This is a genomic window from Actinoplanes sp. NPDC004185, assembly GCF_053603475.1.
The window spans coordinates 61,963-85,954 of the sequence record NZ_JBSGFR010000018.1; the positions used below are offsets into that span (position 1 = coordinate 61,963).

The window sequence follows — 23,992 nt, forward strand, 5'->3', positions numbered from 1 at the left end:
GACAGCAGCCGAACAGGACCGCGACGTGACCGCGCAGCTCAACGCTCGCGGTGACGTCGCGGTCCTCGTTCCGGCCGCCGGTGCAGGTCTGCGCCTGGGCCCGGGCGGGCCGAAGGCCCTGCGCCTGCTCGCCGGGGAGCCCCTTCTCGTTCACACGGTCAGGCGCATCGCGGCAGCCCCGTCGGTGCGCCTGATCGTCGTGGCCGCCCCGGCCGCTGAGCTCGACGCGGTCCGCGCGCTGCTCGCCCCGGTCGCCGCGGTGACCGTGGTCGCGGGCGGCGCCGAACGGCAGGATTCGGTGGCGGCGGCACTGGCAGTCGTGCCGGAGGACATCGGGATCGTGCTGGTGCACGACGCGGCGCGAGCTCTTACGCCGCCGGAGCTGATCGAGTCGGTCGCGGCTGCGGTTCGAAGTGGGCGGCCGGCGGTGATCCCGGTTCTGCCGGTGGTCGACACCATCAAAGAGGTCGGGCTCGTCGACCCCGTTGATCTTGCTGCACGCGCCGACCTCGGATCCGTCGGCCCTGCCGATCCGGCTGACCAGGCGGATGTCGCCCACCCCGCGGGTCGTGCTGACCTCGCGGGCGGCGTCCACGCTGCGGGCCTCGCCCACCCCGCGGATCGCGCCCACGCTGCGGGCCTCGCCCACCCCGCGGATCGCGCCGACCCCGCGGGCGGCGCCCACTCTGCGGACCTCGCGGTCTCGGCGGATCGAGCGGACCCGGCTGGTCCTACCGACCCGGCCGATTCTGCCGACCCGGCGGATTCGGGTCGTGCGGTGGATGCCGACCCCGACCGCGCAATAGCCGGTCCCGTCAGCCTCGCCCCCGCTCCCACGCCGGTTGAGGTTGTGCTCGGGACGGTTGATCGGTCTGTTTTGCGGAGTGTGCAGACGCCGCAGGGGTTTCGGCGGGATGTGCTTGCTGCCGCGCATGCTGCCGGGCTCGGCGCGCATACCGACGATGCCGGGATGGTCGAGAAGGCCGGCGTTCCGGTCACCTGCGTTCACGGGTCCGAGCTCGCCATGAAGATCACCCGTCCGCTGGACCTGGTGATCGCCGAGGCGCTGCTGCACGTAGCCTGACGCGGTGACTTCTGTGAGCCCGCCCGGTCAGCGTGTCGGGATCGGTACTGATGTGCACGCCTTCGATCCGGGGCGGGTCTGCTGGGTGGCCGGCCTCATGTGGCCCGGTGAGTCCGGGCTGGCCGGGCATTCCGACGCTGATGTCGCCGCCCACGCCGCCTGTGATGCGCTGCTCAGCGCCGCCGGGCTCGGTGATCTCGGCAGCAACTTCGGCACCGCCGAGCCTGAGTGGGCCGGCGCCGCCGGGGTGACGTTGCTGGCCGAGACCGTTCGGCGGCTGGCCGAGCATGGCTACGCGGTCGGCAACGTGTCGATTCAGGTCATCGGGAACAGGCCGAAGATCGGTAAGCGTCGCGAGGAGGCCCAGCAGGTGCTTTCCGCGGCGGTCGGTGCGCCGGTCACCGTCTCCGGCACCACCACCGACGGGCTCGGGCTCACCGGGCGTGGTGAAGGGCTCGCTGCTGTCGCCACCGCGCTGATCTATTCGGTCTGAGGCCGCCCCGGGCAGGGTGATCTCGCGGTGGAAGACCTACGCTCGATGGGTGTCGAGCGAGCCCACGTCCCAGTCCGAGCCGGAAACCACCCCTGAGGAGTACCGGCAGCGGGCCCTCCTGATGGCTGACCTCGGCCGCTACGACGAGGCGGTCGGGGAGATCGCCAGTGGACTGGCCGCCGCGCCTGATGACGCCGCGCTGCTGACCACGTTGGCGCGGGTGCACCTGGCCGCGGCGCAGCCGGTGGATGCGCTGGCTGCCGCAGACCGGGCCGTCGCGGCCGCCCCCGGGACGGTGGGACCGCTGGTCGCGCGGGCGATGGCGTTGGCCGACGAGCGGCGGTTCGGCGAGGCGGCCGAGGTGGCGGCGGCCGTCCTGGCGGCCTGGCCGGCTGACCCGTACGCGCAGCGCACCGGGGCGGCCCTGCTGAGTGAGGCGCGCAACGGCCAGGACGCGCTCAATGCCGCGTGGAACGGGGTACGGCTCACCCCGACCGACGCCGAAGCGCACCTGGTGCTGGCGGTGGTGGCGGCCCGGCTGCGGTTGTTCGACCTGGCGCAGCGGGCGTACGGGGAAGCCCTCGACCTCGACGCCACGATCGGCGACGCGCAGCAGGACGTCGGCGTGGTCCGGCTGGAACGCCGCCGGTGGGCGCTGGCCCTCGAGAGCCTGGCCGACGCCGCCCTGCCCGTTCCGGAGCCGGTCGCCGAGGAGGTGCCGGCCCCGCCGCCGCCTCCGGTCATCCGGCCGGCCGGGCCGGTGCTGGACCGCTCGGCGCTGGTCGCGGACACGTTCCGGCAGGCCGTGCTGTACGGCAGCAACGGCGTGCTGATCGCCGCTGTGCTCGCCGCGGTGATGACCACCGCCAGCACCGGCGTGGCCCGGATGTGGGGCGGGGTCATCGGTGTGGTGGTCGTGGTGGCCGTCGCCGTCTGGCTGACGCGTGCTCTGCCGGTCCCGATCGGGGTTGCGCTCGGGGAGATCCGCGGCTCGGGCCGGCTGGTCACCGCGGTCTATGCGACGGCGCTGGCACCGCTGGGCCTGGTGGCCTTCGCGGTGTTCGGCGGCGTCATCCCGTTGGTCATCGCGATGCTCGTCGCTGCCGCCGCCGAGCTCGCCGTCCTGACCCAACGCCGATAAGGGCGATCTGATACAGGTGAGGTCGGCCCGACGCAGGTGAGGTCAGGCTGATGCGAGTTGGGGCGGCTTGATGCGGGTGAGGTCGGCCTGATGCGGGACGCCCGTCAGGCTGCGGTGTCAGGCGGCGGCCGGCATCGCGCCGCCGGGTTCGGTGGTGGCGAGGGCTGTGCGTACTGCTGTTTCGGCTCGGCCGGCGGCGCCGAGGGCGTCCAGGGCCAGCAGCGCCGCCCCCACAGCCGGCGGCGTGTCCAGGACGCCGACCCGTACCTGGGGGGCTTGCGCCACCGCTCCCCGGACCACCTGGTCATGCAGGACCGGATGCTGCGCCCGCAGGACCCCGCCGCCCAGTACCAGCGCGTGCGGTTCGTCCAGCAGCCCGAGCCGGTTGGCCGCCACCCGATGCTGGGCCAGGATCTCCGTCACCTGACGATCGACCAGCTGCCCGGCCACCCGATCCCCCTCGGTGGCGACCTTGAACAACAGCGGCGTCAGCTCGCGCACCCGGACCGGGTTCAGCTCGCCCAGGTGCAGGGCGATGCTCACCTCCTCCACAGTCGAGTAGCCGAAGTGGTTCGCGACCGCCGGCGACAGGGACGTCTCGTCGCCGCGGCCGTCTTCGCCTCGGGCGGCCATGCGCAGGGTGTGGTCGGCCAGGTCGTGGCCGCCGCCCCAGTCTCCCGAGATCGGGCCCAGGGCCAGGAACCTTGCCGTGCGTCCGTCGGCGGCCCGGCCCACGCAGTTCGTGCCCGCGCCGCAGACGACCGCGATCGCGTCCGGCATCGAGGTGCCCGCCCGCATGAGGGCGAAGCAGTCGTTGTCCACGATCGTCCGTGCGGTCCAGGACTGCGCTTCGATCGCCGTGTGCAGGCGCTGGACCTCGATCGGCAGGTCGGCGCCGGCCAGGTAGACCGCGGCCAGGTCGATCGGCGTTCCCGGGGCCAGTCCGGCGTCGGTGCGGGCCGCGGCGACAAGGTCCCGCAGCACCTCGATCGTGCCGGTCAGTCCGAGGATGTGCGGGGAGCTGGTCGGTCCTCGGACGAAGCCGAGGATCTCGCCCTCCGCCGTGCCGAGGACGACGTCCGTCTTGGAGTTGCCGCCGTCCACGGCCAGGTACAGCGGCTTCATCGAGCCCAGGCCAGGTGCTGCGCACCCGCGGCGAGCAGCTTGCCGGTCAGCGCTTCGGCGTCCTCGTGCTGGCCGATCAGGGGGTGGGCGAGCAGGGCACGGTAGACCCGGTTGCGGCCGCCGCGTACCGCTGCGTCCAGCGCCAGTTCCTCGTACCCGGAGACGTGCGCGACCAGACCGGCCAGGTCCGGGGCCAGGGGGGTGACCGGGAGCGGCACCGGGCCGGCGTGGCCCACCCGGGCCGACACCTCGATCACCGCCTGGTCCGGCAGGAACGGCAGCGTGCCGTTGTTGCGGATGTTGACCGAGTGGACGCCGTCCGGGTCGTGGCCGTGCAGGGCGGCGATCAGACCGACCGCGGCTTCGGAGTAGTAGGCGCCGCCGCGTTCGCCGAGCAGGGCCGGCTTCTCGACCAGGGCCGGGTCGCGGTACATCTCCATCAGCGTCGCCTCGATCTCCGCGACGCGCTGGCCCCGGGTCGGGGCTCCGCGGGACTGCCGGACATGCCGGTCATGCGCGTAGAAGTAGCTGAGGTAGTAGCTCGGCACGTTGCCCAGCGTGGTCAGCACTTCCGCCGGCAGGTCCACCTCGTCGGCCAGCTCGTCCAGGTGGGCCGCCAGCAGTTCCGGGAGCCGGTCGACGCCGTCCACGTACGCGGCGCGTTCCCAGGTCAGGTGGTTCAGGCCGACGTGGTCCAGGACCACCGCGGCCGGTTCCACGTCGAGCATCCGGGCGAAGCGGCGCTGGAAGCCGATCGCCACGTTGCACAGGCCGACCGCTCTGTGGCCGTCGTCGAGCAGGGCTCTGGTGACGATGCCGACCGGGTTGGTGAAGTCGACGATCCACGCGTCCGGCCTGGCCCGGGCCCGGATCCGGGCGGCCACGTCGAGCACCACCGGCACCGTACGCAGCGCCTTGCCGAGCCCGCCCGCGCCGGTGGTCTCCTGGCCCACGCAGCCGCAGTCCAGCGGGAACGTCTCGTCGCTGATCCGGGCCGCCTGTCCGCCGACCCGCAACTGGATGACCGCGACGTCGGCATCGGTGACCCCGGCGTCCAGATCGGTGGTCCAGGTGACCTTCCCCAAGTGGCCGTAGTGCTGGAAGATCCGGGCCGAGAACGCGCCGACGATGTCGAGCCGTTCCCGCGCGGGGTCGATCAGCACCAGCTCCGACACCATGGTGCCGAGCCGGGCGAACCCGTCCACCAGCTCCGGCGTGTACGTCGACCCGCCGCCGACGACAGCGATCTTCACCCTTTGACTCCCGTGAGTGTGACGCCCTGGACGAATGCCTTCTGGGCGAAGAAGAACACGACGACGATCGGGACCATGGCCAGCACGGTGGCCGCGGTGACCAGGTTCCAGTCGACGTGATGGACACCGTGGAACGAGGCGAGGCCCAGCGACAGCGTCCAGGCGTGCTCGTTCTCGCTGGTGTAGAGCAGCGGGCCGTAGTAGTCGTTCCAGGCGTAGAAGAACTGGAACAGCGCGGCCGCCGCGATCCCCGGCCGGGCCATCGGCACCACGACCCGCAGCAGGGTGCGCCACTCGCCGCAGCCGTCGACCCGGGCCGCGTCCAGGTAGTCGGTCGGGATGGTGAGCAGGAACTGGCGCAGCAGGAAGATGCAGAACGCGTCGCCGAACAGCATCGGGATGATCAGCGGGGCGAGCGAGCCGGTCAGGCCGTACCGGGCCCACATCAGGTAGAGCGGGACGGTCACGACCTGCGGGGGCAGCATCATCACGCAGAGCACGGTCAGGAACATGACGTTGCGGCCGCGGAACCTGAGCTTGGCCAGGGCGTACGCCGCGGGCACGCTGGACAGCAGCATCAGCGCTGTGGCGGACACCGCGTAGATGACGGTGTTGAGCAGGTAGCGCGGCAGCGGGGTGATCTCGAAGACCCGTACGTAGTTCTCGAAGTGCCACGTGTTGGGCCAGTAGTCGCTGGTCAGCGCCTGGTCACTGGTCATCACCGAGATCAGGAACAGGTAGACCACCGGGGTCAGGAACATGATGGCCAGCACGATCGCGATGCTGTGCCGGGCTATCCACGCCAGCCGGTGCTGACGCCGTACCTGTCGGATGGTGGGCGGCGCGGCCGCGGCCGGTCGTTCCAGCAGAGCCGTCATTGTTCCTCCCCGGAGAAGGCCTTGGAGCGGCGCAGCAGGATGACCGTCACGGACAGGGCGACCACGAAGAGCGCGACAGCCATCGCGTTGGCGTAGCCGAGCGCGTTGTAGCGGAAGCCGACCGTGTAGAGCCAGAGCGGATAGGTGAACGTGGAGCCCTCGGGGAAGCCGAACGACGACGAGATGCCGCCGCCGGTCACGGCCTGCCCGCTGGCGATGGACCCGGCCACCGCGGCCTGGTCGAAGTACTGCAGCGTGTAGATCACGCCGGTGACCGTGGCGAACAGGATCACCGGCTGGATGGTCGGCAGGGTGACGTAGCGGAAGCGGTGCCAGGCGTTCGCGCCGTCGAGCGCGGCCGCCTCGTAGAGGCTGGCCGGGACGCCCAGCACCGCCGCCAGAAAGATGATCATGATTTCGCCGATGCCCCAGAGGCCGAGCAGCACCAGCGACGGCTTGGACCAGTCGGGCGAGTTGAACCAGAGCGGTCCCTCGATGCCGATCCGGGCCAGGAAGTTGTTGACCGGACCCGTGCCCGGCTTGAGCAGATAGACGAACGCGATGGTGGCGGCCACCGGGGGCGCCAGCGCCGGCAGGTAGAAGATCGTCCGGAAGAAGCCCGCTCCCCGCTTGAGCTGGCTCAGCAGCATGGACAGCCCGATCGCGCTGATGATCCGGACGGGTACGAACACCACGACCATCCACAACGTGTTGCGGATCGACTGGAGCAGGTACGGGTCCTCGCCCATCCGCCGATAGTTCGCCAGCCCGACCCACTCGGGCACGGTGAGCAGGTCGAACTTGGTGAACGAGAAGTACACGGCGCTGAGCAGCGGGTAGATGAAGAACACCACGATGCCGATCAGCGCGGGGGCGAGGAACGACCACGCGGTCAGGTTCCGGCGCAGGCGCATCCCTCAGCCGCCCAGGGTCATCACGCTGTTGATCTGCTTGTCCGCGTCGGCCAGCCCGGCGTCCAGATCCTTGACCTTGCCGGACTGCCAGTTCGTGGCGAAGGTGCCGAAGGTCTCCTGGTACGCCGGCCCGGACGCGGCCGGCGGCGAGGTCAGCGAGTTCGGGTTGGCGAAGATGTCCATGAAGGTCTTGAACTCGGGCTCGACCTGCAGCCCGGGGTCGCTGACGGCGCCGGTGGTGGTCGGTACGTTCTTCAGCGAGTTGGCCAGCTTGACGACGGCCTTGTCGTCGGTGGTCAGGTACTTGATGAGCTCCCAGGCCGCCTCGGGGTTCTTGGCGTTCTTCGAGATGCCCATGATGTTGCCGGTGACGTAGCCGCCGCCGTACCGGGCCGGGTCGCTGACCGGGATCGGTGCGACGCCGTACTTCAGGTCGGGCGCCAGGTCCTTGAGGAATGCCAGCCGGTACTCGGCGTCGACGTTGATCGCCACCTGACCCTTGTGGAAGGCGTTGTCCGCGCTGAACTCGTCACCCAGGCCGGCCCGGAACTTCTGCAGGTTCTCGTAGCCGTACCAGTCGACCAGGCTCTTCTGCCAGTTCATCAGGGTCTTCCAGGCCGGGTCGGCGCCGACCGCCGACTTGCCGTCCGGGGTGAGCCACTTGGCGCCGACGGCCGGGGCCAGGTGCGCGGCGGCGTTCTCGTAGAAGTCGAAGAGCGGCAGGAAGCCGACCGTCTTCAGCGAGCCGTCCTTGTTCTTGACGGTGAGTTTCTTGGCGTCCTCGGTGAGCTCGTCGAGGGTCTTGGGCGGCCCGGCGATGCCCGCCTTGGCGAACATGTCCTTGTTGTAGTAGATGCCGTACGCGTCGGCCAGGAACGGCATGGCGCAACGCTTGCCGTCGAACTCGGTGTACGAGCGCGTGGTCTCGTTCAGCCGGTTCAGGTCCACCTTGTCCCGCTTGATGTACGGCGCCAGGTCCACCCAGGCCCCGGACGAGCAGAACTTGCCCACGATGTCGGTGGAGTACGAGAGCCCGATGTCCGGCCCGTTGCCGGCGCCGATGGCCTGGGTCATCTTCGAGTCGTCCTGACCCGGCTTCACCGTCACCTTGATGTTCGGGTGGCCGGCGGTGAAGTCCTTGATCACGGAGTCGATGGCGGCGGCCTCGCGCTCGGTGAAGAAGTGCCACAGCTCCACCGTGCCGGACACCTCCGTACCCGGGTCGGCGATCTTCTGCTCCTTGACCGCGGGGGTGCAGGCGGCGGTCAGCAGCAGAGCGGCAGCGGCGGCGACGATCGATTTCTGGGCATGAGGTATCCGCTTGTTCACTTCGAGGGGTCCTCTCAGGGGTGGTGCAGCAGGGGGTTCAGGCTTGGTTGTCGCGGATCGAGGCGATCAGCGCCTCGCGGACGGCGGTGAGCCCGGCGTCGAGGGCGCCGAGCAGGACCGCGTCGTCGTCGATCGTGGTGACGGCGATGGTGCTCTCCAGCGGCGCGGCCCGGCGCAGGGCGCCCTTGACCGCGGTGAGCAGCGTCTGACCGCCGGCCTGGGCGACCGGGCCGGCCAGCACGACCAGCGAGGGGTCCAGCACGGCGATCACGGCGGCCAGGCCGACCGCGATCCGGTCGGCCAGGTGGGTGAAGAACTCGCCGGAGGCGTCCGGGGCGGCGGCCGCGGCGGCCACGATCTCGTACGGGGTGCCGCCGGAGACGCCGTGGTCCTGGCCGAGGGCGAGGATGGCCGCGCCGCCGAACAGGTCCTGGAGGTCGACCTTGCGATGGGTGGAGTCCGGGGAGTAGAGCGGCATGTAGCCGATCTCGCCCGCACCGCCGCGCGCGCCGCGGATCAGGGTGCCGGCGATGTCGATGGCCAGACCGAGGCCTTCCTGGCCGAGCCAGAGCAGCGCGAAGCCGTCGACCTCGCGGGCCACGCCCCGGCGGCGCTCGGCCACCGCGGCCAGGTTGACGTCGTTGTCGACGCCGACGTGGGTGCCCAGCGCCGCGGCGATCTCCGGGACCAGGCCGGCCCGGCCGAGGCCCGGCACGTCCACGTGCCGGATCGTCGCCGCGCCGACGTCGTACGAACCGGGTACGCCGAGCTGCACGTGGTGGACCCGGTCGGCCTGGACGCCGGCTGCGTCGCTCAGTGCGGCCACGACGTCCACCAGGGCGGTGCGGGGATCGGTCTGCAGGAAGTCGACCGGGGTCGCGATCCGGGCCCGGACGGCGCCGGTCAGGTCGCAGAGCGCGGCCTCGACCGACGGTGCCCCACTGGCGCCGATGTCGCGGACCGACACGGCGGCGGCGTACGCTGCGTCCGGATTGGCGGCATAGATCTCCGCGTTCGGCCCCGGGCGCCCGCTGTTGTAGCCGACGACGGTCACCAGGCCGGCGTCGGTGAGCCGGCGCAGCACCTCGGAGATGGTCGGGGTGGAGAGTGCGGTCAGCCGGCGCAGATCGGCCCGGGTGAGCCGGCCCGGCTCGAGCAGGTGGGCGAGCGCCGCGCTCTCGTTCATGGCGCGCAGCAGCTTGGACGATCCCGCCAGTCGCGGCACGGGGCCCCCTCGGATTGGCAAACCAGCTAACAATTAGCTGGACCGTAGGGCTGTCGCTGATGAGCTGTCAATACTTCGTCGCGGAGCGTCCCTGCCGTGGGGAAAGTCTGCCCGGCGAATCGCCTCCGGAGCGGGCAAAAGTGATTAATCGACGGGGATTGATTAATCAACTTAACTGACCTAGCGTGACCAGTCATCGCCTCGGCGACGGGCACCCCCAACGCCCGTCATCGATGGCTCAACCCTGCGCGCCCACCCGCCTCCACCCCCACGAGGAGCGCCATGACCATCCCCTCACGCCCGCACCGCCGCAAGAAGCTGATCGCGTACGCCCTCGGCGGTGTGCTGATCCCCGCGGCCGGCATCGCCTACAGCCTCATGCCGGCCAGCGCGGCGACCGCGGGAGCCATCAAGGGCCTCGGCGGCAAGTGTGTCGACGTCGCCGCCGCCAACAGTGCGAACGGAACCGCCGTGCAGCTCTACGACTGCAACAGCACCGGCGCTCAGACCTGGAGCGTCGGCAACACCGACAACTCGATCCGGGCGCTGGGCAAGTGCCTCGACGTGACCGCCGCCGGCACGGCCAGCGGCACCAAGATCCAGATCTACGACTGCAACGGTACGGCCGCCCAGAAGTGGACCGCGGGCGCCGGCGGCACGCTCGTCAACACCGGCTCCGGCAAGTGTCTCGACGTGCCCGACAACAACTCCGCGAACGGCACCCGCCTGCAGATCTGGACCTGCGGCACCGGCGCCAACCAGAAGTGGACCCTGCCCGGCGGCACCACCACGCCGACCACGCCACCCACCACGACCCCGCCGAACAGCGGCGCCGGCCTGGACAACCCGGCGAAGAAGGACGTGGCGATGCAGATCGTCTCGGCCGCCGAGAACTCCTCGCTCAACTGGCGCGCCCAGTTCTCCTACATCGAGGACATCAAGGACGGCCGGGGCTACACCGCCGGGATCATCGGCTTCTGCTCCGGCACCGGCGACATGCTGGAGCTGGTCGAGGCGTACACGGCCACGAAGCCGGGCAACGTGCTGGCCAAGTACCTGCCGGCGCTGCGCAACGTCAACGGGACCTCGTCGCACGCCGGCCTGGACCCGAACTTCACCCGGGACTGGAAGACCGCGGCGGCCGACCCGGTGTTCCAGGCCGCGCAGGAGAGCGAGCGGGACCGGGTGTACTTCAACCCGTCCGTGCGTGACGGCAAGTCCGACGGCGTCCGGGCCCTGGGCCAGTTCGCCTACTACGACGCCTCGGTGGTGCACGGCTACGAGGGCATGCGGTCCATCCGCAGCCGGGCGCTCAAGCTGGCCAAGCCGCCGTCGCAGGGCGGCAACGAGACCACGTGGCTGAACGCCTTCCTCGACGAGCGTGTCGTGGAGATGAAGAAGGAAGAAGCCCACTCCGACGTCACGCGCATCGACACCGCCCAGCGAGTCTTCCTGCGCAACGGCAACCTCGACCTGAACACCCCGCTCGACTTCGCCGTCTACGGCGAGTCTTTCCACATCGGATAGTCGAACCACTCCGGGGAAAGGAAGGCGGGGGAGCCACAAGCTCCCCCGCCTTTTCTCACCTGTTCCAGGTCCAGGCGTAGGCGGTGTCCTCGACGGACAGTGCCGCGTCGCACAGGTCCAGGGGGCGGAAGGTGTCGACCATGACGGCCAGCTCGTCGAAGGCTTCGGCGCCGATCGCGCGTTCCACCGCGCCCGGCTGCGGGCCGTGCGTGAAGCCCGACGGGTGCAGCGAGATCGAGCCCTGCTCGATGCCCGAACCGCGGCGGGCCTCGTAGTTGCCGCCGGTGTAGAACATCATCTCGTCCGAGTCGACGTTGTGGTGGTTGTACGGCACCGGGATGGCCAGCGGGTGATAGTCGACCTTGCGCGGCACGAACGAGCACACCACGAAGTTCGGCCCCTCGAACGTCTGGTGCACCGGCGGCGGCTGGTGCACGCGCCCGGTGATCGGCTCGAAGTCGTGGATCGAGAACGCCCACGGGTACAGGCAACCGTCCCAGCCGACCACGTCGAACGGGTGGTGGGCGTACACGTGGCGGGTCCAGCCCGCGCGGTGCTTGACGTACACCTCGACGTCCGTGCCCTCGGCCTGCAGCGGCGCGTCCGGGCCGCGGACGTCGCGCTCGCAGTACGGCGAGTGCTCCAGGAACTGCCCGCGCACCGACAGGTAGCGCTTCGGCGGCCCGATGTGCCCGGTCGCCTCGATGGTCAGCATCCGCACCTGGCCGTCCGGCACGATCCGGTGCACCACCGAGGTCGGGATGATCACGTAGTCGCCGGCCCCGACCCGCAGCGCGCCGAAGGTCGTCTCGATCGTGGCCGCGCCGTCCTCGACGTACAGGCATTCGTCGCCGACGGCGTCCCGGTAGAGCGGTGACGGACGGTCGGCGACCACGTAGCCGATCCGGACGTCGCCGTTGGCCAGCAGTGGGCGGCGGCCCAGGACCGCGTCGCCCGGGCCGGCGTCGAGCTTGTGGGTACGCAGGTGGCGCGGCTTGAGGGGCAGGTTCGGCGACTGGCTGACGGCCGGTGGCTCGTACACCTCCGCCGAGCTGATCGCCGTCGGGGCGTACCGGTGATAGAGCAGGGAGGAGTCGGAGGAGAAGCCCTCCTGGCCCATCAACTCCTCCGCGTAGAGTCCGCCGTCCGGCCGGCGGAACTGGGTGTGCCGCTTACGGGGGATCTCCCCGACGCTGCGGTAGTACGGCATCGTTGCCACCACCCCTAGAAAACTGACATTACGGACGGTGTTGTCCGCCTCTCGAAGCGTCCATTAGGTTCAGTTTCGTGTCAACGCTGGTGCCGCCGCTGTTCGCAGGACTCGTCGATGACGCGTCCCTGCTTCCGCCGGGCATCATCGGGACCCCGGAGGCGCTCGCCGCCCATACCAAACACCGTGACTCCTGGTATTCGGGACTGATCGGGGCATTGCTCGTACCCTCGTCGCTCGTCAATCTTGATCTCTCCCCGCGCGGCCTCGCCGTCGGCGTCGTCAACGACGCCGCGATCGGCGCCCTGCCCGCGGTGGTCGCCAAGCTGCGGGCCGCCGGCAGCGACGTGGCCCGGGTCGAGGCGGCCGTCGCCCGCCGCGGCGAGGACCCGCAGCCCGGCCTGAGCGCGCTCGGCGCGCTCGCCGTCGAGACCCCCGACCTGGACGTGTACGCGGAGATCCCGCTCAGCTGGGGCCTGCTCGCGGGCCTCGACACGGTGGCCGCCCAGCGCGCCGACGGCCTGCGGATCGCCCCCAAGTTCCGGGTCGGCGGACTGGCCGCCGAGCTGTTCCCCACCCCGGTCGAGCTGGCCGCGGTCATCTGCGCCTGCCGCGACCGCAACCTGCCGTTCAAGCTCGCCGCCGGGCTGCGCCACGCGCTGCGGCACACCGACCCCGAGACCGGCTTCACCCACCACGGCTTCCTGAACGTGCTGGTCGCCTCGGCGGTGGCCAGCGACGGCGGTGAGGTGGCCGAGGTCGCCGAGGCGCTGGCCGCGACGCACCCGGTGCCGCTGGTCGAGCCGGCCCGCTCGCGCCGGACCGAGCCGCGGCCGCTGTGGGTCGGCTTCGGGGCCTTCAACGTGCTGGAGCCGCTGACGGAGCTCATCCGTCTCGGCCTGATCAACGGCGGCTACGAGTGACCCTCTTCGACCTGCGCAACCTCCCGTACGGCGTGTTCAGCACCGGCGACCGGGTGCGGCGGATCGGCGTCCGGCTGGGCGACGCGGTGCTGGACCTGTCCCGGGCCGAGGAGCAGGACCTCATCCTGGCCGGGGGCGCGCTGCGGCAGCCGGCGCTCAACGTGCTGATGGCGCTGGTGCGTCCGCTGTGGAGCGCCATCCGGGCCCGGATCGTGCAGCTGGCCCCCACCCTGCCGGCCATCCCGCTGTCCGACGTCGAGCTGCACCTGCCGTTCGAGGTGGCCGACTACACCGACTTCTACTCCTCCGAGCACCACGCCACCCAGGTCAGCCGGATCCTGCGGCCCGAACGACCCGGGCTCCAGCCGAACTGGAAGCACCTGCCGATCGGCTACCACGGACGCGCGGGCACGGTCGTGGTCTCGGGCACCCCGGTCGAGCGGCCCGCGGGCCAGCTCGGTCCCGGCGAGTTCGGGCCCTCCCGGCGGCTGGACGTCGAGGCCGAGGTCGGCTTCGTGGTGGGCGTACCGGGCCGGCGGATCAGCACGGCCGACTTCGCCGAGCACGTCTTCGGGGTGGTCCTGGTCAACGACTGGTCGGCACGCGACATCCAGGCGTTCGAGTACCAGCCGCTCGGGCCGTTCCTGGCCAAGTCGTTCGCCACCTCGGTGTCCCCGTGGGTCGTGCCGCTCGAAGCGCTGTCCGGTGCGCTCGTGCCCGCAGTCGCGCAGGACCCGGTCCCGGCGGAATACCTCAGGCCCCCGGGCGACGGCCTGGACCTGAGCCTGACCGTCGACTGGAACGGGACCACGGTCAGCTCGCCGCCGTTCGCCCAGATGTACTGGACGCCCGCCCAGCAGCTCGCCCACCTCACCGTCAACGGCGCCAGCGTCCGCACCGGCGACCTCTTCGCCTCGGGCACGGTCTCCGGCCCGGAACGCGCACAGGCCGGCTCGTTCCTGGAGCTGACCTGGAACGGCACCGAGCCGGTGAAGCTCGACGACGGCTCGGCCCGGGGCTTCCTGCTGGACGGCGACACGGTCACCATCAGCGCGACCGCACCCGGCGTGGACGGCGCGCCGATCGGGCTGGGGTCCGTAACCGGAACTGTCTGTCGCTGAGGGACGACTCGCCGTACCTTGTAGGCGGGAGGTCGGGGATGTCCACGGTTGCGGTGACACGGCTGGTCGAGGCGCCGGTGGCTGCCGTCTGGCGCGTCTTCACCGACCTGCCGAGCCGCTGCGAACGGCTGTCCACGGTCATCGCCGTCGAGCTGCTCACCCAGGGACCCTTCGGCGCGGGCACCGAATGGCGCGAGACCCGCACGATGGCCGACGGCACGGAGATCACCGAGGAGTTCCGCGTCGACGAGTGTGTGAGCCCGCAACGCTTCGTGGTCAGCTCGCCGGGCATCGGCGCCGAGTACCGCATGACCTACACGTTCGTGCCGGTGGTCGAGGGCCGGCACCGGGGCGGCACGATGGTCACCGTGGTCCAGGACGGCACCCCCACCGCGCCGGCGGGCCGGTTTCTGGCGCTGGTCTTCGGCGGGCTGGCTGCCCGTACGCTCGAGGGCGCGCTCCGGCGTGACCTGGAGGACCTGGCCGCAGCCGCCTGACCTATCGTCCCTGTGGTGACCGGGAAGCTGCTGCGCGTGCCGGCCGCCGTCGTCGTGCTGGCGGCCGCGGTCCTGATCGGCTGGCGCGTGCTGGCCCCCGCCGAGGTCCTCGAGCCGGCCGTCGATGCCCTGCCCGTCGCCGTCACCCTGCCGCCCGGCCCCACCGGTAAGACGACGATGGCCCCGCTGATCGTCGCCGGCCGGGTCCGGGTCTACGCGGGTAAGCGCCTGGTCAAGGCGGACGGTCCGGTCGAGGCGAAGACCATGTACACCCCGCGGTGGTCGTTCCGCCGCTGGCCGGAGCAGCTCACCGGGATCGTCGCGGTGGCGGCCACGGTGGTCACCCGATGGTCGGACGGTGCGCTCGTGGCGCTGGACGGGCGTACCGGGAAGCCGGTCTGGCGGGCCGCCGGGCCCGGCGCCGAACCCTTCACCGGACGCACCGGCTCCGCGGCGGTCTGGGCCCCGCCGGGTCTGCACACGGCCGGGACCAGCGTGCTGATCACCGACGGCCGGCAGCTGATCGCCCGCGCGGGCGAGGACGGCACGCAACGCTGGGCGGTGACTCTGCCGCCCGGCTGCGGCGCCGGCTTCGTGACCGCGGGCGGCCGGTACGTGTGCAGCTCAGGCGCGTGGGACGTGCTGTCGGGCAACCCGGTGCGGGGCTGGCCGGCCGGGCCGTTCACCGCGATCGGATGCGACGTGGCCCGCTCGGACTGCGCCGGGCTGCGCGACGGGACCGGCCAGGGCTGGCTGACCGGCGGCCGGCGTCCGGAGCGGGCCCCCGCCCTGGACGCCCCGGACGCCACGGCCGGCGGTGACCTGGTGCTGAGCACGTCGGGCGGCGCTGTGGCGGCCTCCCGCGCGGGCACTGAGGTGTGGCGGTGGACCGGTGCGGCGCAGGTGCTCGGCGTCCGGGCCGGACGGGCCGTGCTGTTGACGCCGGACCGGCGGCTCATCGTGCTGGACGCGGCTACGGGCGCGCAGCGGGCGACGTTCCCCCTCTATGTGCCCGACGAACGCGTCGAGCCGTGGACGCCGGACGGATGGCAGCTGACGGACGGCTATGTGGCAGTGCAGCGACTGCTGCCGGACTCGAGCTTCTACACGACGGACCCGGTGGTCATCGCCGCGATCTAGGGTCTGTCCGGCCGCCATGCCGGTTGGACAGACTCTAGGGTGGGTCGCATGCGAGTGGTGCTGGACAGCCTGGTCATGGGCGAGTCGACCCGGTGGCACGACGGGCGGCTCTGGTTCTGCGACTGGGGAGCCGGGGAGATCGTCGTCATGAACGACGACCGGCCCGAGGTGGTCGCCCGGATCGACGACTTCCCGTTCTGCATCGACTGGCTGCCCGACGGGCGGCTGCTGGTGATCACCGGACGCGGGCTGCTGCTGCGCCGCGAGCCGGACGGCCGCCTGGTCACCCACGCGGACCTGACGGCGCTGGGCGGGACGCACCCGTGGAACGACATCGCCGTCGACTCCCGCGGGCACGCCTACGTGAACAACATCGGCTTCGCCTTCCCGGGCGGGGAGCCGGCCCCGGGCCTGATCGCCGTGGTCGACCCGGACGGCACGGCCCGGCAGGTGGCGGACGGCGTGCAGTTCCCGAACGGCATGGCGGTGACCGCCGACGACCGCACCCTGATCGTCGCCGAGTCGTACGCGGGCCGGCTCACCGCCTTCACCATCGCGGCGGACGGCAGCCTCGGCGACCGGCGGACCTGGGCAGCGCTCGGGACAGGCGTCCCGGACGGCATCTGCATCGATGCCGAGGGTGCTGTCTGGTACGCCGACGTGCCGAACAAGTGCTGCGTGCGGGTGCGCGAGGGCGGCGAGATCCTGCGGACCGTCGAGCTGGACCGCGGCGGCTTCGCATGCGCGGTCGGTGATGGCACCTTGTACGCGGTCACCGCGGTCTACCCCAGCCAAGACGGACCGGCCGGTCAGCTCGTCGCCGTGACCCTCTAGATCCTTCAGACCAGCCGGGTCAGCAGGGCCGTCCACGCCTCCTCCGCCGCGCCCGCGATCGGGCCGTCGTCGCCCAGCAGCGCGGGCACCACCGGTGGCGGTGCCGCGCGCCGGAAACTCATCAGGCCCGCCTCGTACGCGGTCAGCAGCTGCTCCGGCGCCGCGGCGAGCAGGTCGACGCCGAGGCCGCCCAGCGTGACCAGGTCCGCGTCCAGGCCGTTGACCATGCCCGCGATGCCCCGGCCCAGGGCCGTTGCCACGGTCGCGGCGGCAGCGGCCGGCTCGGGCTCCGGCGAGGTGATGATCCGCCGGGCGTACGTGATCGGGTCGCGGGGCGGCTCGTGCCCCAGCAGGCGGGCCAGGGCCGAGCCGTCCACGGCGGTGCCCCAGCAGCCGTACGCGCCGCACGGGCAGCGCACCGCGGGGTCGCCGAACGGCATGTGCCCGAACTCGCCGGCCGCACCGAGCGCACCGATCAGCACCTTGCCGCCGTCCACCACCGCGCCGCCCAGGCCCGCCTCGATGCGCAGGTGCAGGGCGACCGCCGCGCCGACGGCCGTGCCGCGCCGGGACTCGGCCGAGGCGGCCAGCGTGGCGTCGTTGCCGGCCACGAAGATCTCGGCCCGGGGCCAGGCCACCGCCAGGTCGACGTCGTGCCAGCCGAGGTTGCTGGCGTCCAGCATGAGGTCGCGGGAGACGGTGCCCGGCACGGCGATCCCGATGCCGCGGATCCGGTCGCCGTACTCGTGCCGCAGCCGGCGGACCGCCGCGCCCAGCGCCGCGACCACCTCGTCGCCGGCCCGGCCCGCGAGTTCCTCGCCCGCGGTGGCCAGGATGCTGCCGCCGAGCTCGACCACGTCGACCCGCCAGGACTCGTGGGTGATCGAGGCGGCCGCGATGAGTGGGCCGCGGGGGTGCGGGATGAGGGCGGTCGTCGGGCGGCCGCGGGCCCCGCTCGGCGCGGTCGGGCCCTCCGCGAGCAGTTCGGCTTGCCCGAGGCGGCCGACCAGCTCAGTGGTCGCGCCGGTGCCGACGCCGATGAGCCGGGCGGCGTCCGCCCGGGTGACGCCGGGACGGGCGTGCACCACCCGCAGCAGCTCAGTTGCGCGCGTCGGCACAGCGTTCCCCCTTCATTTGCTCGGATCAAGAGCATATTGTCGTGTGGTGAGCCGGCACCGAGGTGGACTGATCGTGCTCAGTGCTGCCTGCTTCGTCTACGTCACCGCGGAAACGCTCCCGGTCGGATTGCTCCCGCAGATCGCCGACGGCTTGGCGGTCAGCGAGGCAGACGTGGGACTGCTGCTGACCAGCTACGCCGTCGTGGCGGCGCTGACCACCATCCCGCTGACCGCGCTCACCATGCGGATCCCGCGGCACCTGCTCATCGCCGTGACCGTGGCGATATTTGCAATCTCCCAGCTCATCGCCGCTTTCGCGGGCTCGTTGCTCATCCTCACCCTGTCGCGTCTGATCTGTGCGGTGGCCCACGGCGTCTTCTGGTCGACGATCGCCCCGGTGGCGGCCCGGCTGGTGCCACCGGACCGGGCCGGACGCGCCACCGCCCTGGTCTTTCTCGGCAACTCGCTGGCCATCGTGCTGGGCGTGCCCCTGAGCACCGCCCTGGGCCAGTGGCTGGGCTGGCGGGTGGCCCTGGCCGTGCTGGCCGTGGCCGGTGCGGCGTGCGTCGTGGCGCTGCTGGTCGTGCTGCCGAAGCTGCCGGCGCTGCCCCAGGACCTGACCGTGCGCGCCGGAGCTCGGCTGAAGGCGTCGGTGCGGATCATCCGCAACGGGCCGGTCGCGGCGGTCTGCCTGAGCACGGTGGTGCTGGTGATCGGGCACTTCGCGGCGTACACCTACATCGCCCCGCTGGTGCGCCGCGACGGCGGGCTGGAGGGCTTCGGCCTCAGCGCCCTGCTGCTGGGCTACGGCGCGGCCGGCCTGATCGGCAACGCGATCGTCGGGCGCTTCGTGGACCGGCGGCCCGGACCGCTGCTCATCACGCTCATCGTCCTCATGGCCCTGTCGCTGGCCGTGCTCGTGCCCGTCCTCGGCGCCGGCGCGACCGTGCTGGCCGCGCTGATCTGGGGCGGCACGTTCACGGCGATCCCGGTGGTGCTGCAGGCGGCGATCCTGCGGGTCGCGCCGCTGGCCCGCGATGCCGCCTCGGCCGTCTATGTGGTCGCCTTCCAGATCGGCATCGGCGGCGGCGCCCTGCTCGGTGAGCGCTTCGTCTCGGCCGGACGGCTGGGGTGGCTGCCGGCGCTGGCCGCGGTGCTCACCGTGGTCGCCGCCCTGACTGTCCTGGCGGCTCGGCGGGCCTTCCCGGTGCGCGTCCCGGCGCCGGCGCCGGAGCCGGCAGCGGTCTGACCAGCCCGGTCTCGTACGCCACGATCACCAGCTGAGCCCGGTCCCGGGCCTGCAGCTTGGCCAGCAACCGCCCGATGTACGTCTTGACGGTGGCCAGGCTCAGCCGCAGATGCTCGGCGATCTCCGTGTTCGACAGGCCTCGGCCGACCAGCGTGAGCACGTCACGCTCGCGGTCCGTGACACCGGTGAGCGAGTCGGCGGGCTCGCTCGCCGACCCGGCCAGCCCGGCGAAATGGGTGATCAGCCGCCGGGTGACCGTGGGCGCCAGCAGCGCCTCACCCGCGGCGACGACCCGGACGGCGGCCACCAGATCGGCCGGCAGCACATCCTTGAGCAGGAAGCCGCTGGCCCCGGCGCGCAACGCGGCGAAGACGTACTCGTCGAGGTCGAAGGTGGTCAGGATCAGCACCCTGGTGTCCGGCGTATCGGGTGAGCCGGTGATCAGCCGGGTCGCCGCGATGCCGTCGAGCTCGGGCATCCGGATGTCCATCAGGACGACATCGGGCTGCTCACGCCGGGTCAGGGCGACGGCCTCGTTGCCGTCGGCGGCCTCGCCCACCGCGACGAGGTCGGGGGTGACGTCGATGAGCAGGCGGAAACCGGCGCGCACGAGCGCCTGGTCGTCCGCGATGAGAACGCGGATCGGCTCGCTGCGGGCGCTCATGCGGGCTGCTCATAGGGCAGGGTCGCCCGGACGCGGAAGCCGCCCTGGTCCCGCGGGCCGGCGGTCAGCGCGCCGGCGTGCATGGCGACCCGTTCCCGCATGCCGGTCAGGCCCGCACCGTCGACGGCCGGCCGGCGGGCCGGCGTGCCGTCGTTGGTCACCTCCACCCGGAGCTCGCCCGGCACACCCTCGACGTCGACGCGGCAGCTGGTCGGCCCCGCGTGCTTGACGACATTGGTCAGGGACTCCTGCACGATGCGAACCGCGGCCAGCGCGACGCCCTCCGGCACCTCGCAGTCACCGCGCACGTCGAGCCGCACGTCGATCCCCGCCTCGGCGGCCCGGTCGGCCAGCTTGCGCAGCTCGGCCAGGGTCGGCGTCGGGGCGAAGTCGGGCTCGGTCCGCAGGGCGCCGACCGCGCGGCGCAACTCGGTGAGGGCACCGCGGCTGGTCGCCGCGATGACGTCCAGGGCGGCGCTCGCCTCCGCCGGGCGTTCGGCGGCGACGTGACTGCCGATCGCCGACTTGACCGCGATCACGGTGAGGCTGTGCCCGACGATGTCGTGGATCTCGCGGGCGATCCGCAGCCGCTCCTCGGTCACGGCCTGGGTGGTCGCCTGCGCGGCCGTCCGGGCCGCATGGGCCCGGCGCTCGCGCAGCGTCCAGCCGAGCAGCCAGCAGACGCCGAACACCAGCGCCACGAGGGCCACCTCGAAGGACCCGGGACCGTCGGCGGAGTCGTCGGCGACCACGGTGGCCGTGGCCACCAGGGCGGCCCCGGCCACCAGAGTCGCGACCGAGCGGCGGCCGGGAACCTGCGCACCGACCGAATACAGCGCGGTGCCCGCCGCCAGCACCGGCCCGGGGAAAGCGAAGTCCGGAACCACGCCGGTGGCCAGGCAGACCGCCGCCGTGCCCAGCACGACCGCTGCGGCACTCAGCGGCACCAGCCGGCGGACCGCGAGGGGCGCACCCATCGCCAGAGCTGCGACGAGAGTGACCCAGGCGGGCTCACGGGGGCCCGTGGCCGGCGACTCGACCGCCGACAGCAGGCACACGAGCGTGACCGCGGCGGCCAGAACGGCGTCGGAGATCCGCTGCTGAACCGGGCCGGGTCGCCAGAGCAGGAAGGGCGGGGCAGGCACGTTCCCGACCCTAGCGGCGCCGGGCTGCGGGGTCGTCGTCCCTGAGTCGTCATCCCTGGGGATGAAGCGGCGTCCGGCCGTCCTGCCCGAGGAGGACTCGAGGTGTCGACCTGAGCCTGACGACGGGCCGCAGCCGGGCCGACATTGTTTTCGCCATGGCCGTTTCCCTCCGCGACGTGCGGATGATCTACCGCTCGGGCACCCGGCAGGTGCTCGCCCTCGACGACGTGAACGTGGACTTCCCGCCCGGGACGTTCAGCGCCGTGATGGGGCCGTCCGGCTCCGGGAAGTCGACGCTGCTGCACTGCGCCGCGGGGCTGGACCGCCCGACCGGCGGTGTCGTCTCGATCGCCGGCACATCGCTCGGCGACCTGGACGAGACAGCGCTGACCCGGCTGCGCCGCGAGCGGGTCGGCTTCATCTTCCAGGCGTTCAACCTGGTCTCGTCGCTCAGCGCGGCGCAGAACGTGGCCCTGCCGCTGCGCCTGGCCGGCCGTCGCCCGGCCGCCGGTGAGGTGACCGCCGCGCTGGACGCGGTGGGGCTGGCCGACCGGGCCCGGCACCGCCCGAGCGAGCTCTCCGGCGGTGAGCAGCAGCGGGTGGCGATCGCCCGCGCGCTGATCACCCGCCCGGCCGTGGTGTTCGCCGACGAACCGACCGGCGCGCTCGACACCCGCACCTCCCGGCAGGTGCTCGACCTGCTGCGCGCGCTGGTGGACGAGCACGGCCAGACGATCGTCATGGTGACCCACGACCCGGTCGCCGCGGCGATGGCCGACCGGGTGCTGCTGCTGGCCGACGGCCGGCTCGCCGGCGAGCTGACCGGGGCCGACGCGGGCGCCGTCGCGGCCCGGATGACCATGCTGGAGTCGGCGTGCTGACCCGCGACCGGCTGGGCACGTTCGTCGCCGTGGTGCTCAGCACGGCCATCGTGGCGGCGGCGCTGCTGCTCTGGGCGTCCTCCCGGCCGCAGGTCCCGGAGCGGTTCGAGCTCCTCGGCGTCGTGGTGCGAAGTCCGGCGGCGGCGAACCCGGCCGAGTTCTTCGCCGAGCCGGTGCCCTGGCCCGCTGCCACCGCTCAGGAGCTGGCCGATCGGCTGGGCAGGCTGCCGGGCGTGACAGCCGTTGTGCCGGACCGGCCTTTCTACGCCCAGCCGATCCGCTCCGGGCGGCCGGTCCCCGGCCTCACCACGGGGTACGGCTGGAGCACGGTCGCGCCCCCGTTGGTCGCGGGGACGCCACCGACCGGGGAGCGTGACGTGGTCGTCGGCGGTGATCTGCGGGTGCCGGTCGGCCAGGACGTCACGTTGCTGACCGCCACCGGTCCGGCCGCGTGGCGGGTCACCGGGCACGTCGACGGCTCGGCGGTGTTCGTGGCCGAGACGGTCGCGGCGCGGCTGCAACCGGGCGTACGGGCGCTCGGGCTCGGCGGCGATCCCGACCCGGCCGCCGTGCGGGCGGCCGTCCAGGGCGCGGGGACGGTGCTGACCGGCGCCGCGCGTGGGGCGCTGGAGCCGCGGGCCGACGCGCGTACCCGATGGATCGGCACGCAGGTGCTGACCGCGACCGTGGCCCTGGCCGGTTTCGCCTGTGTCTTCCTGGTCGCCTCGACCTCGGCCTTCGCGGTCAACCAGCGCCGCCGCGAGATCGGGCTGCTGCGCGCGGTGGGGGCGACACCCCGGCAGATCCGGTCCACCCTGTACCGGTCGGCGCTGCTGACCGGCGCGGTGGCCGCCGCGCTGGGCGTGCTGCTGGGCGCGGGGCTCGCGCTGGTGCTGGACGGTTTCCTGGTCGACGCGGGCTTCCAGCCGGTGGGTTTCACCGTGCACTGGGTGCCGTGGGCGCCGGCCGTGGCCTTCCTCGCCGGACCGGTGGTGTCGCTGCTCGGCGCGGCGGCGTCCGCCCGCCGGGCGTCCCGGATCGGTCCGCTGGAGGCCCTGCGGGTGGCCGAGGTCGAGGACCGGCCGATGTCCCGCCCGCGCTGGTTCGGGGGCCTGACCGCAGCCGTGATCGGTGCCGCCGCCGGCGTCTACACCGCGACCGCGGCGGACGTCACCGACATGGCGCAGTTCGCGCTGCTCGGCGCCATGGCCCTGGTCGTAGCGGCCGCCCTGCTGGCTCCCGCGGTCGTGCCGCTGCTGGTCCGGCTGTTGCTGTGGCCGGTCACCGGCATCACCGGATCGCTGGTCCGCGAGAGTGCCCTCACCGGGGTCCGGCGCACAGCCTCGACCGCCGCACCGGTGCTGCTCACCGTGGCCTTCGGGGTCTTCATCACCGGCACGGTCCAGACCTCGACAGCGGCCTACGCGGTCCGCCGGTCCGCCACTGTGGACACCGGCACCGTACTGATCCCGAACGGCACGCCGGGGCTGACCGACGCCGCGGCGCCCGGCGCGCCGCTGCCGACCCAGGTGTACGTGGCCGGCGCGTCGGTCGCCGCCGTCGGGCTGCCGACCCAGTCACCGGGCACGGCACTGGTGAGCCCGGACGCTGCCGGGAAGTTCGGCGACAGCGTCACGCTCACCTACGCGGACGGCGTGCGCGAAACGCTGCGGATAACCGGCACAGCACCGGCGGGCCCGGTCCCGGCGGAGCTTGTGCTGGCCCGCGACGTCGTCCGGAAGCACGACAAGTCAGCGCTGGCCCCGGCCGCGTTCACCGCCACGGCCGCCACCACACCGGGGGCCGAACTGGTCTCCGTGGCCACGTACGCCGACCGGGCCGACGCCGAGGAGGACCGCCTGGTCTGGTCGTTCACGGTGCTCCTGCTGGTCATGTCCGCCGGTGCGGGAGCCCTGGCCGTGGCGAACACCCTGCTCATGGCCACCCGCCACCGCGTACGCGACTACCGCGTCCTGCGCCTGGCCGGAGCGACCCCACGCCAGGTCGCCCTCACGGTGGCCCTGGAGTCGACCCTGGTCGTGACGATCGGGTCCCTCCTGGGCGGCGCGACCGCGATGCTGGCCCTGCTCGGCTCGGCCGGCTCCCTGGCCGCCCAGGTCGGCGCCGAGATCAGCGTGATCGTGCCCTGGCCGCTGATCTCGGCGATCGTCGCCGCGTGTCTCGTCCTCGCTCTGGTGGCGAGCACGCCGTCCGCCCTGCGCGCCCGCCCCTCGAGGTGAA

At 72.4% G+C, this 23,992-nt stretch carries 21 protein-coding genes and 2 pseudogenes; 13 read left to right on the forward strand and 10 right to left on the reverse strand.

Translation table 11 applies throughout. The annotated features are described in order from the left end of the window. Positions 1–25: 25 nt before the first annotated feature. The 4 genes and pseudogenes from ACWEOZ_RS19955 to ACWEOZ_RS19970 all read left to right on the forward strand — a co-directional run. Positions 26–472: pseudogene (locus ACWEOZ_RS19955) on the forward strand (IspD/TarI family cytidylyltransferase); the annotation flags it as partial. A 333-nt stretch (positions 473–805) separates the two neighbouring features. Further along, positions 806–1,084: pseudogene (locus tag ACWEOZ_RS19960) on the forward strand (IspD/TarI family cytidylyltransferase); the annotation flags it as partial. Positions 1,085–1,097: 13 nt separating this feature from the next. After that, complete coding sequence (gene ispF, locus ACWEOZ_RS19965; RefSeq protein ID WP_451912245.1) at positions 1,098–1,577, forward strand: 2-C-methyl-D-erythritol 2,4-cyclodiphosphate synthase; 480 nt, start codon at positions 1,098–1,100, stop codon at positions 1,575–1,577. Between the two features lie 49 nt (positions 1,578–1,626). Further along, positions 1,627–2,718 carry a hypothetical protein gene (locus ACWEOZ_RS19970; RefSeq protein ID WP_451912156.1) on the forward strand — a complete coding sequence of 364 codons (1,092 nt, stop codon included), beginning with the start codon at positions 1,627–1,629 and terminating at the stop codon, positions 2,716–2,718. Between the two features lie 117 nt (positions 2,719–2,835). On the opposite strand, the gene ACWEOZ_RS19975 is transcribed toward ACWEOZ_RS19970, so the two are convergent. The 6 genes from ACWEOZ_RS19975 to ACWEOZ_RS20000 are packed head-to-tail and all read right to left on the reverse strand — an operon-like array spanning position 2,836 to position 9,442. Then, the gene (locus tag ACWEOZ_RS19975) at positions 2,836–3,843 is read right to left on the reverse strand and encodes an N-acetylglucosamine kinase (RefSeq protein WP_451912157.1); all 1,008 of its coding nucleotides are present in this window, start codon (positions 3,841–3,843) and stop codon (positions 2,836–2,838) included. Next, positions 3,840–5,096, reverse strand: coding sequence for a family 4 glycosyl hydrolase (locus tag ACWEOZ_RS19980; RefSeq protein ID WP_451912158.1), 1,257 nt, complete (start codon positions 5,094–5,096; stop codon positions 3,840–3,842). Before ACWEOZ_RS19980 ends, ACWEOZ_RS19975 begins: the two co-directional genes overlap by 4 nt. Continuing rightward, positions 5,093–5,974: a carbohydrate ABC transporter permease gene (locus ACWEOZ_RS19985; RefSeq protein ID WP_451912159.1), complete on the reverse strand. Its 882-nt coding sequence runs from the start codon at positions 5,972–5,974 to the stop codon at positions 5,093–5,095. The genes ACWEOZ_RS19980 and ACWEOZ_RS19985 overlap by 4 nt, the downstream gene beginning before the upstream one ends. Further along, positions 5,971–6,888 carry a carbohydrate ABC transporter permease gene (locus ACWEOZ_RS19990; RefSeq protein WP_451912160.1) on the reverse strand — a complete coding sequence of 306 codons (918 nt, stop codon included), beginning with the start codon at positions 6,886–6,888 and terminating at the stop codon, positions 5,971–5,973. Before ACWEOZ_RS19990 ends, ACWEOZ_RS19985 begins: the two co-directional genes overlap by 4 nt. A 3-nt stretch (positions 6,889–6,891) precedes the next feature. Continuing rightward, complete coding sequence (locus ACWEOZ_RS19995) at positions 6,892–8,217, reverse strand: ABC transporter substrate-binding protein (RefSeq protein WP_451912161.1); 1,326 nt, start codon at positions 8,215–8,217, stop codon at positions 6,892–6,894. Positions 8,218–8,254: 37 nt separating this feature from the next. Next, positions 8,255–9,442, reverse strand: a complete 1,188-nt coding sequence (locus tag ACWEOZ_RS20000) for an ROK family protein (protein WP_451912162.1) — start codon at positions 9,440–9,442, stop codon at positions 8,255–8,257. Between the two features lie 282 nt (positions 9,443–9,724). Between ACWEOZ_RS20000 and ACWEOZ_RS20005 the strand changes: the two genes are divergently transcribed. After that, positions 9,725–10,969 (forward strand): chitosanase, encoded by a 1,245-nt coding sequence (locus tag ACWEOZ_RS20005; RefSeq protein ID WP_451912163.1) that lies wholly within the window; start codon positions 9,725–9,727, stop codon positions 10,967–10,969. 55 nt (positions 10,970–11,024) lie between these two features. Here ACWEOZ_RS20005 and ACWEOZ_RS20010 read toward each other — a convergent pair whose 3' ends face one another. Further along, on the reverse strand, positions 11,025–12,179 hold the full coding sequence (locus ACWEOZ_RS20010) for a homogentisate 1,2-dioxygenase (RefSeq protein ID WP_451912164.1): 1,155 nt from the start codon (positions 12,177–12,179) through the stop codon (positions 11,025–11,027). A gap of 77 nt (positions 12,180–12,256) precedes the next feature. On the opposite strand from ACWEOZ_RS20010, the gene ACWEOZ_RS20015 reads away from it, so the two are divergent. Genes ACWEOZ_RS20015 through ACWEOZ_RS20035 form a run of 5 tightly spaced genes read left to right on the forward strand, consistent with a single transcriptional unit; the run spans position 12,257 to position 16,694 of the window. Beyond that, complete coding sequence (locus ACWEOZ_RS20015) at positions 12,257–13,102, forward strand: hypothetical protein (protein WP_451912165.1); 846 nt, start codon at positions 12,257–12,259, stop codon at positions 13,100–13,102. After that, positions 13,099–14,223, forward strand: coding sequence for a fumarylacetoacetase (fahA, locus tag ACWEOZ_RS20020; protein WP_451912166.1), 1,125 nt, complete (start codon positions 13,099–13,101; stop codon positions 14,221–14,223). Before ACWEOZ_RS20015 ends, fahA begins: the two co-directional genes overlap by 4 nt. 38 nt (positions 14,224–14,261) lie before the next feature. Beyond that, entirely contained in the window at positions 14,262–14,720 is a 459-nt protein-coding gene (locus tag ACWEOZ_RS20025; protein ID WP_451912167.1) for an SRPBCC family protein, read from the forward strand. Positions 14,721–14,735: 15 nt separating this feature from the next. Further along, positions 14,736–15,860, forward strand: a complete 1,125-nt coding sequence (locus ACWEOZ_RS20030; protein WP_451912168.1) for a PQQ-binding-like beta-propeller repeat protein — start codon at positions 14,736–14,738, stop codon at positions 15,858–15,860. A 48-nt stretch (positions 15,861–15,908) separates the two neighbouring features. After that, positions 15,909–16,694 (forward strand): SMP-30/gluconolactonase/LRE family protein, encoded by a 786-nt coding sequence (locus ACWEOZ_RS20035; protein WP_451912169.1) that lies wholly within the window; start codon positions 15,909–15,911, stop codon positions 16,692–16,694. 5 nt (positions 16,695–16,699) lie between these two features. On the opposite strand, the gene ACWEOZ_RS20040 is transcribed toward ACWEOZ_RS20035, so the two are convergent. Next, positions 16,700–17,812 (reverse strand): ROK family protein, encoded by a 1,113-nt coding sequence (locus ACWEOZ_RS20040; protein ID WP_451912170.1) that lies wholly within the window; start codon positions 17,810–17,812, stop codon positions 16,700–16,702. A 46-nt stretch (positions 17,813–17,858) separates the two neighbouring features. Between ACWEOZ_RS20040 and ACWEOZ_RS20045 the strand changes: the two genes are divergently transcribed. Further along, positions 17,859–19,061 carry an MFS transporter gene (locus ACWEOZ_RS20045; protein ID WP_451912171.1) on the forward strand — a complete coding sequence of 401 codons (1,203 nt, stop codon included), beginning with the start codon at positions 17,859–17,861 and terminating at the stop codon, positions 19,059–19,061. Here the strand turns inward: ACWEOZ_RS20045 and ACWEOZ_RS20050 are convergent. Beyond that, entirely contained in the window at positions 18,970–19,725 is a 756-nt protein-coding gene (locus ACWEOZ_RS20050) for a response regulator transcription factor (RefSeq protein ID WP_451912172.1), read from the reverse strand. The two genes, ACWEOZ_RS20045 and ACWEOZ_RS20050, sit on opposite strands and share 92 nt — an antisense overlap. Beyond that, a complete protein-coding gene (locus tag ACWEOZ_RS20055; protein ID WP_451912173.1) occupies positions 19,722–20,870 on the reverse strand; it encodes a sensor histidine kinase in 1,149 nt (382 codons plus the stop codon). The genes ACWEOZ_RS20050 and ACWEOZ_RS20055 overlap by 4 nt, the downstream gene beginning before the upstream one ends. Positions 20,871–21,025: 155 nt before the next feature. Between ACWEOZ_RS20055 and ACWEOZ_RS20060 the strand changes: the two genes are divergently transcribed. Continuing rightward, positions 21,026–21,751: an ABC transporter ATP-binding protein gene (locus ACWEOZ_RS20060; protein WP_451912174.1), complete on the forward strand. Its 726-nt coding sequence runs from the start codon at positions 21,026–21,028 to the stop codon at positions 21,749–21,751. After that, positions 21,745–23,991, forward strand: a complete 2,247-nt coding sequence (locus tag ACWEOZ_RS20065; RefSeq protein ID WP_451912175.1) for an FtsX-like permease family protein — start codon at positions 21,745–21,747, stop codon at positions 23,989–23,991. The genes ACWEOZ_RS20060 and ACWEOZ_RS20065 overlap by 7 nt, the downstream gene beginning before the upstream one ends. Position 23,992: the final 1 nt, after the last annotated feature.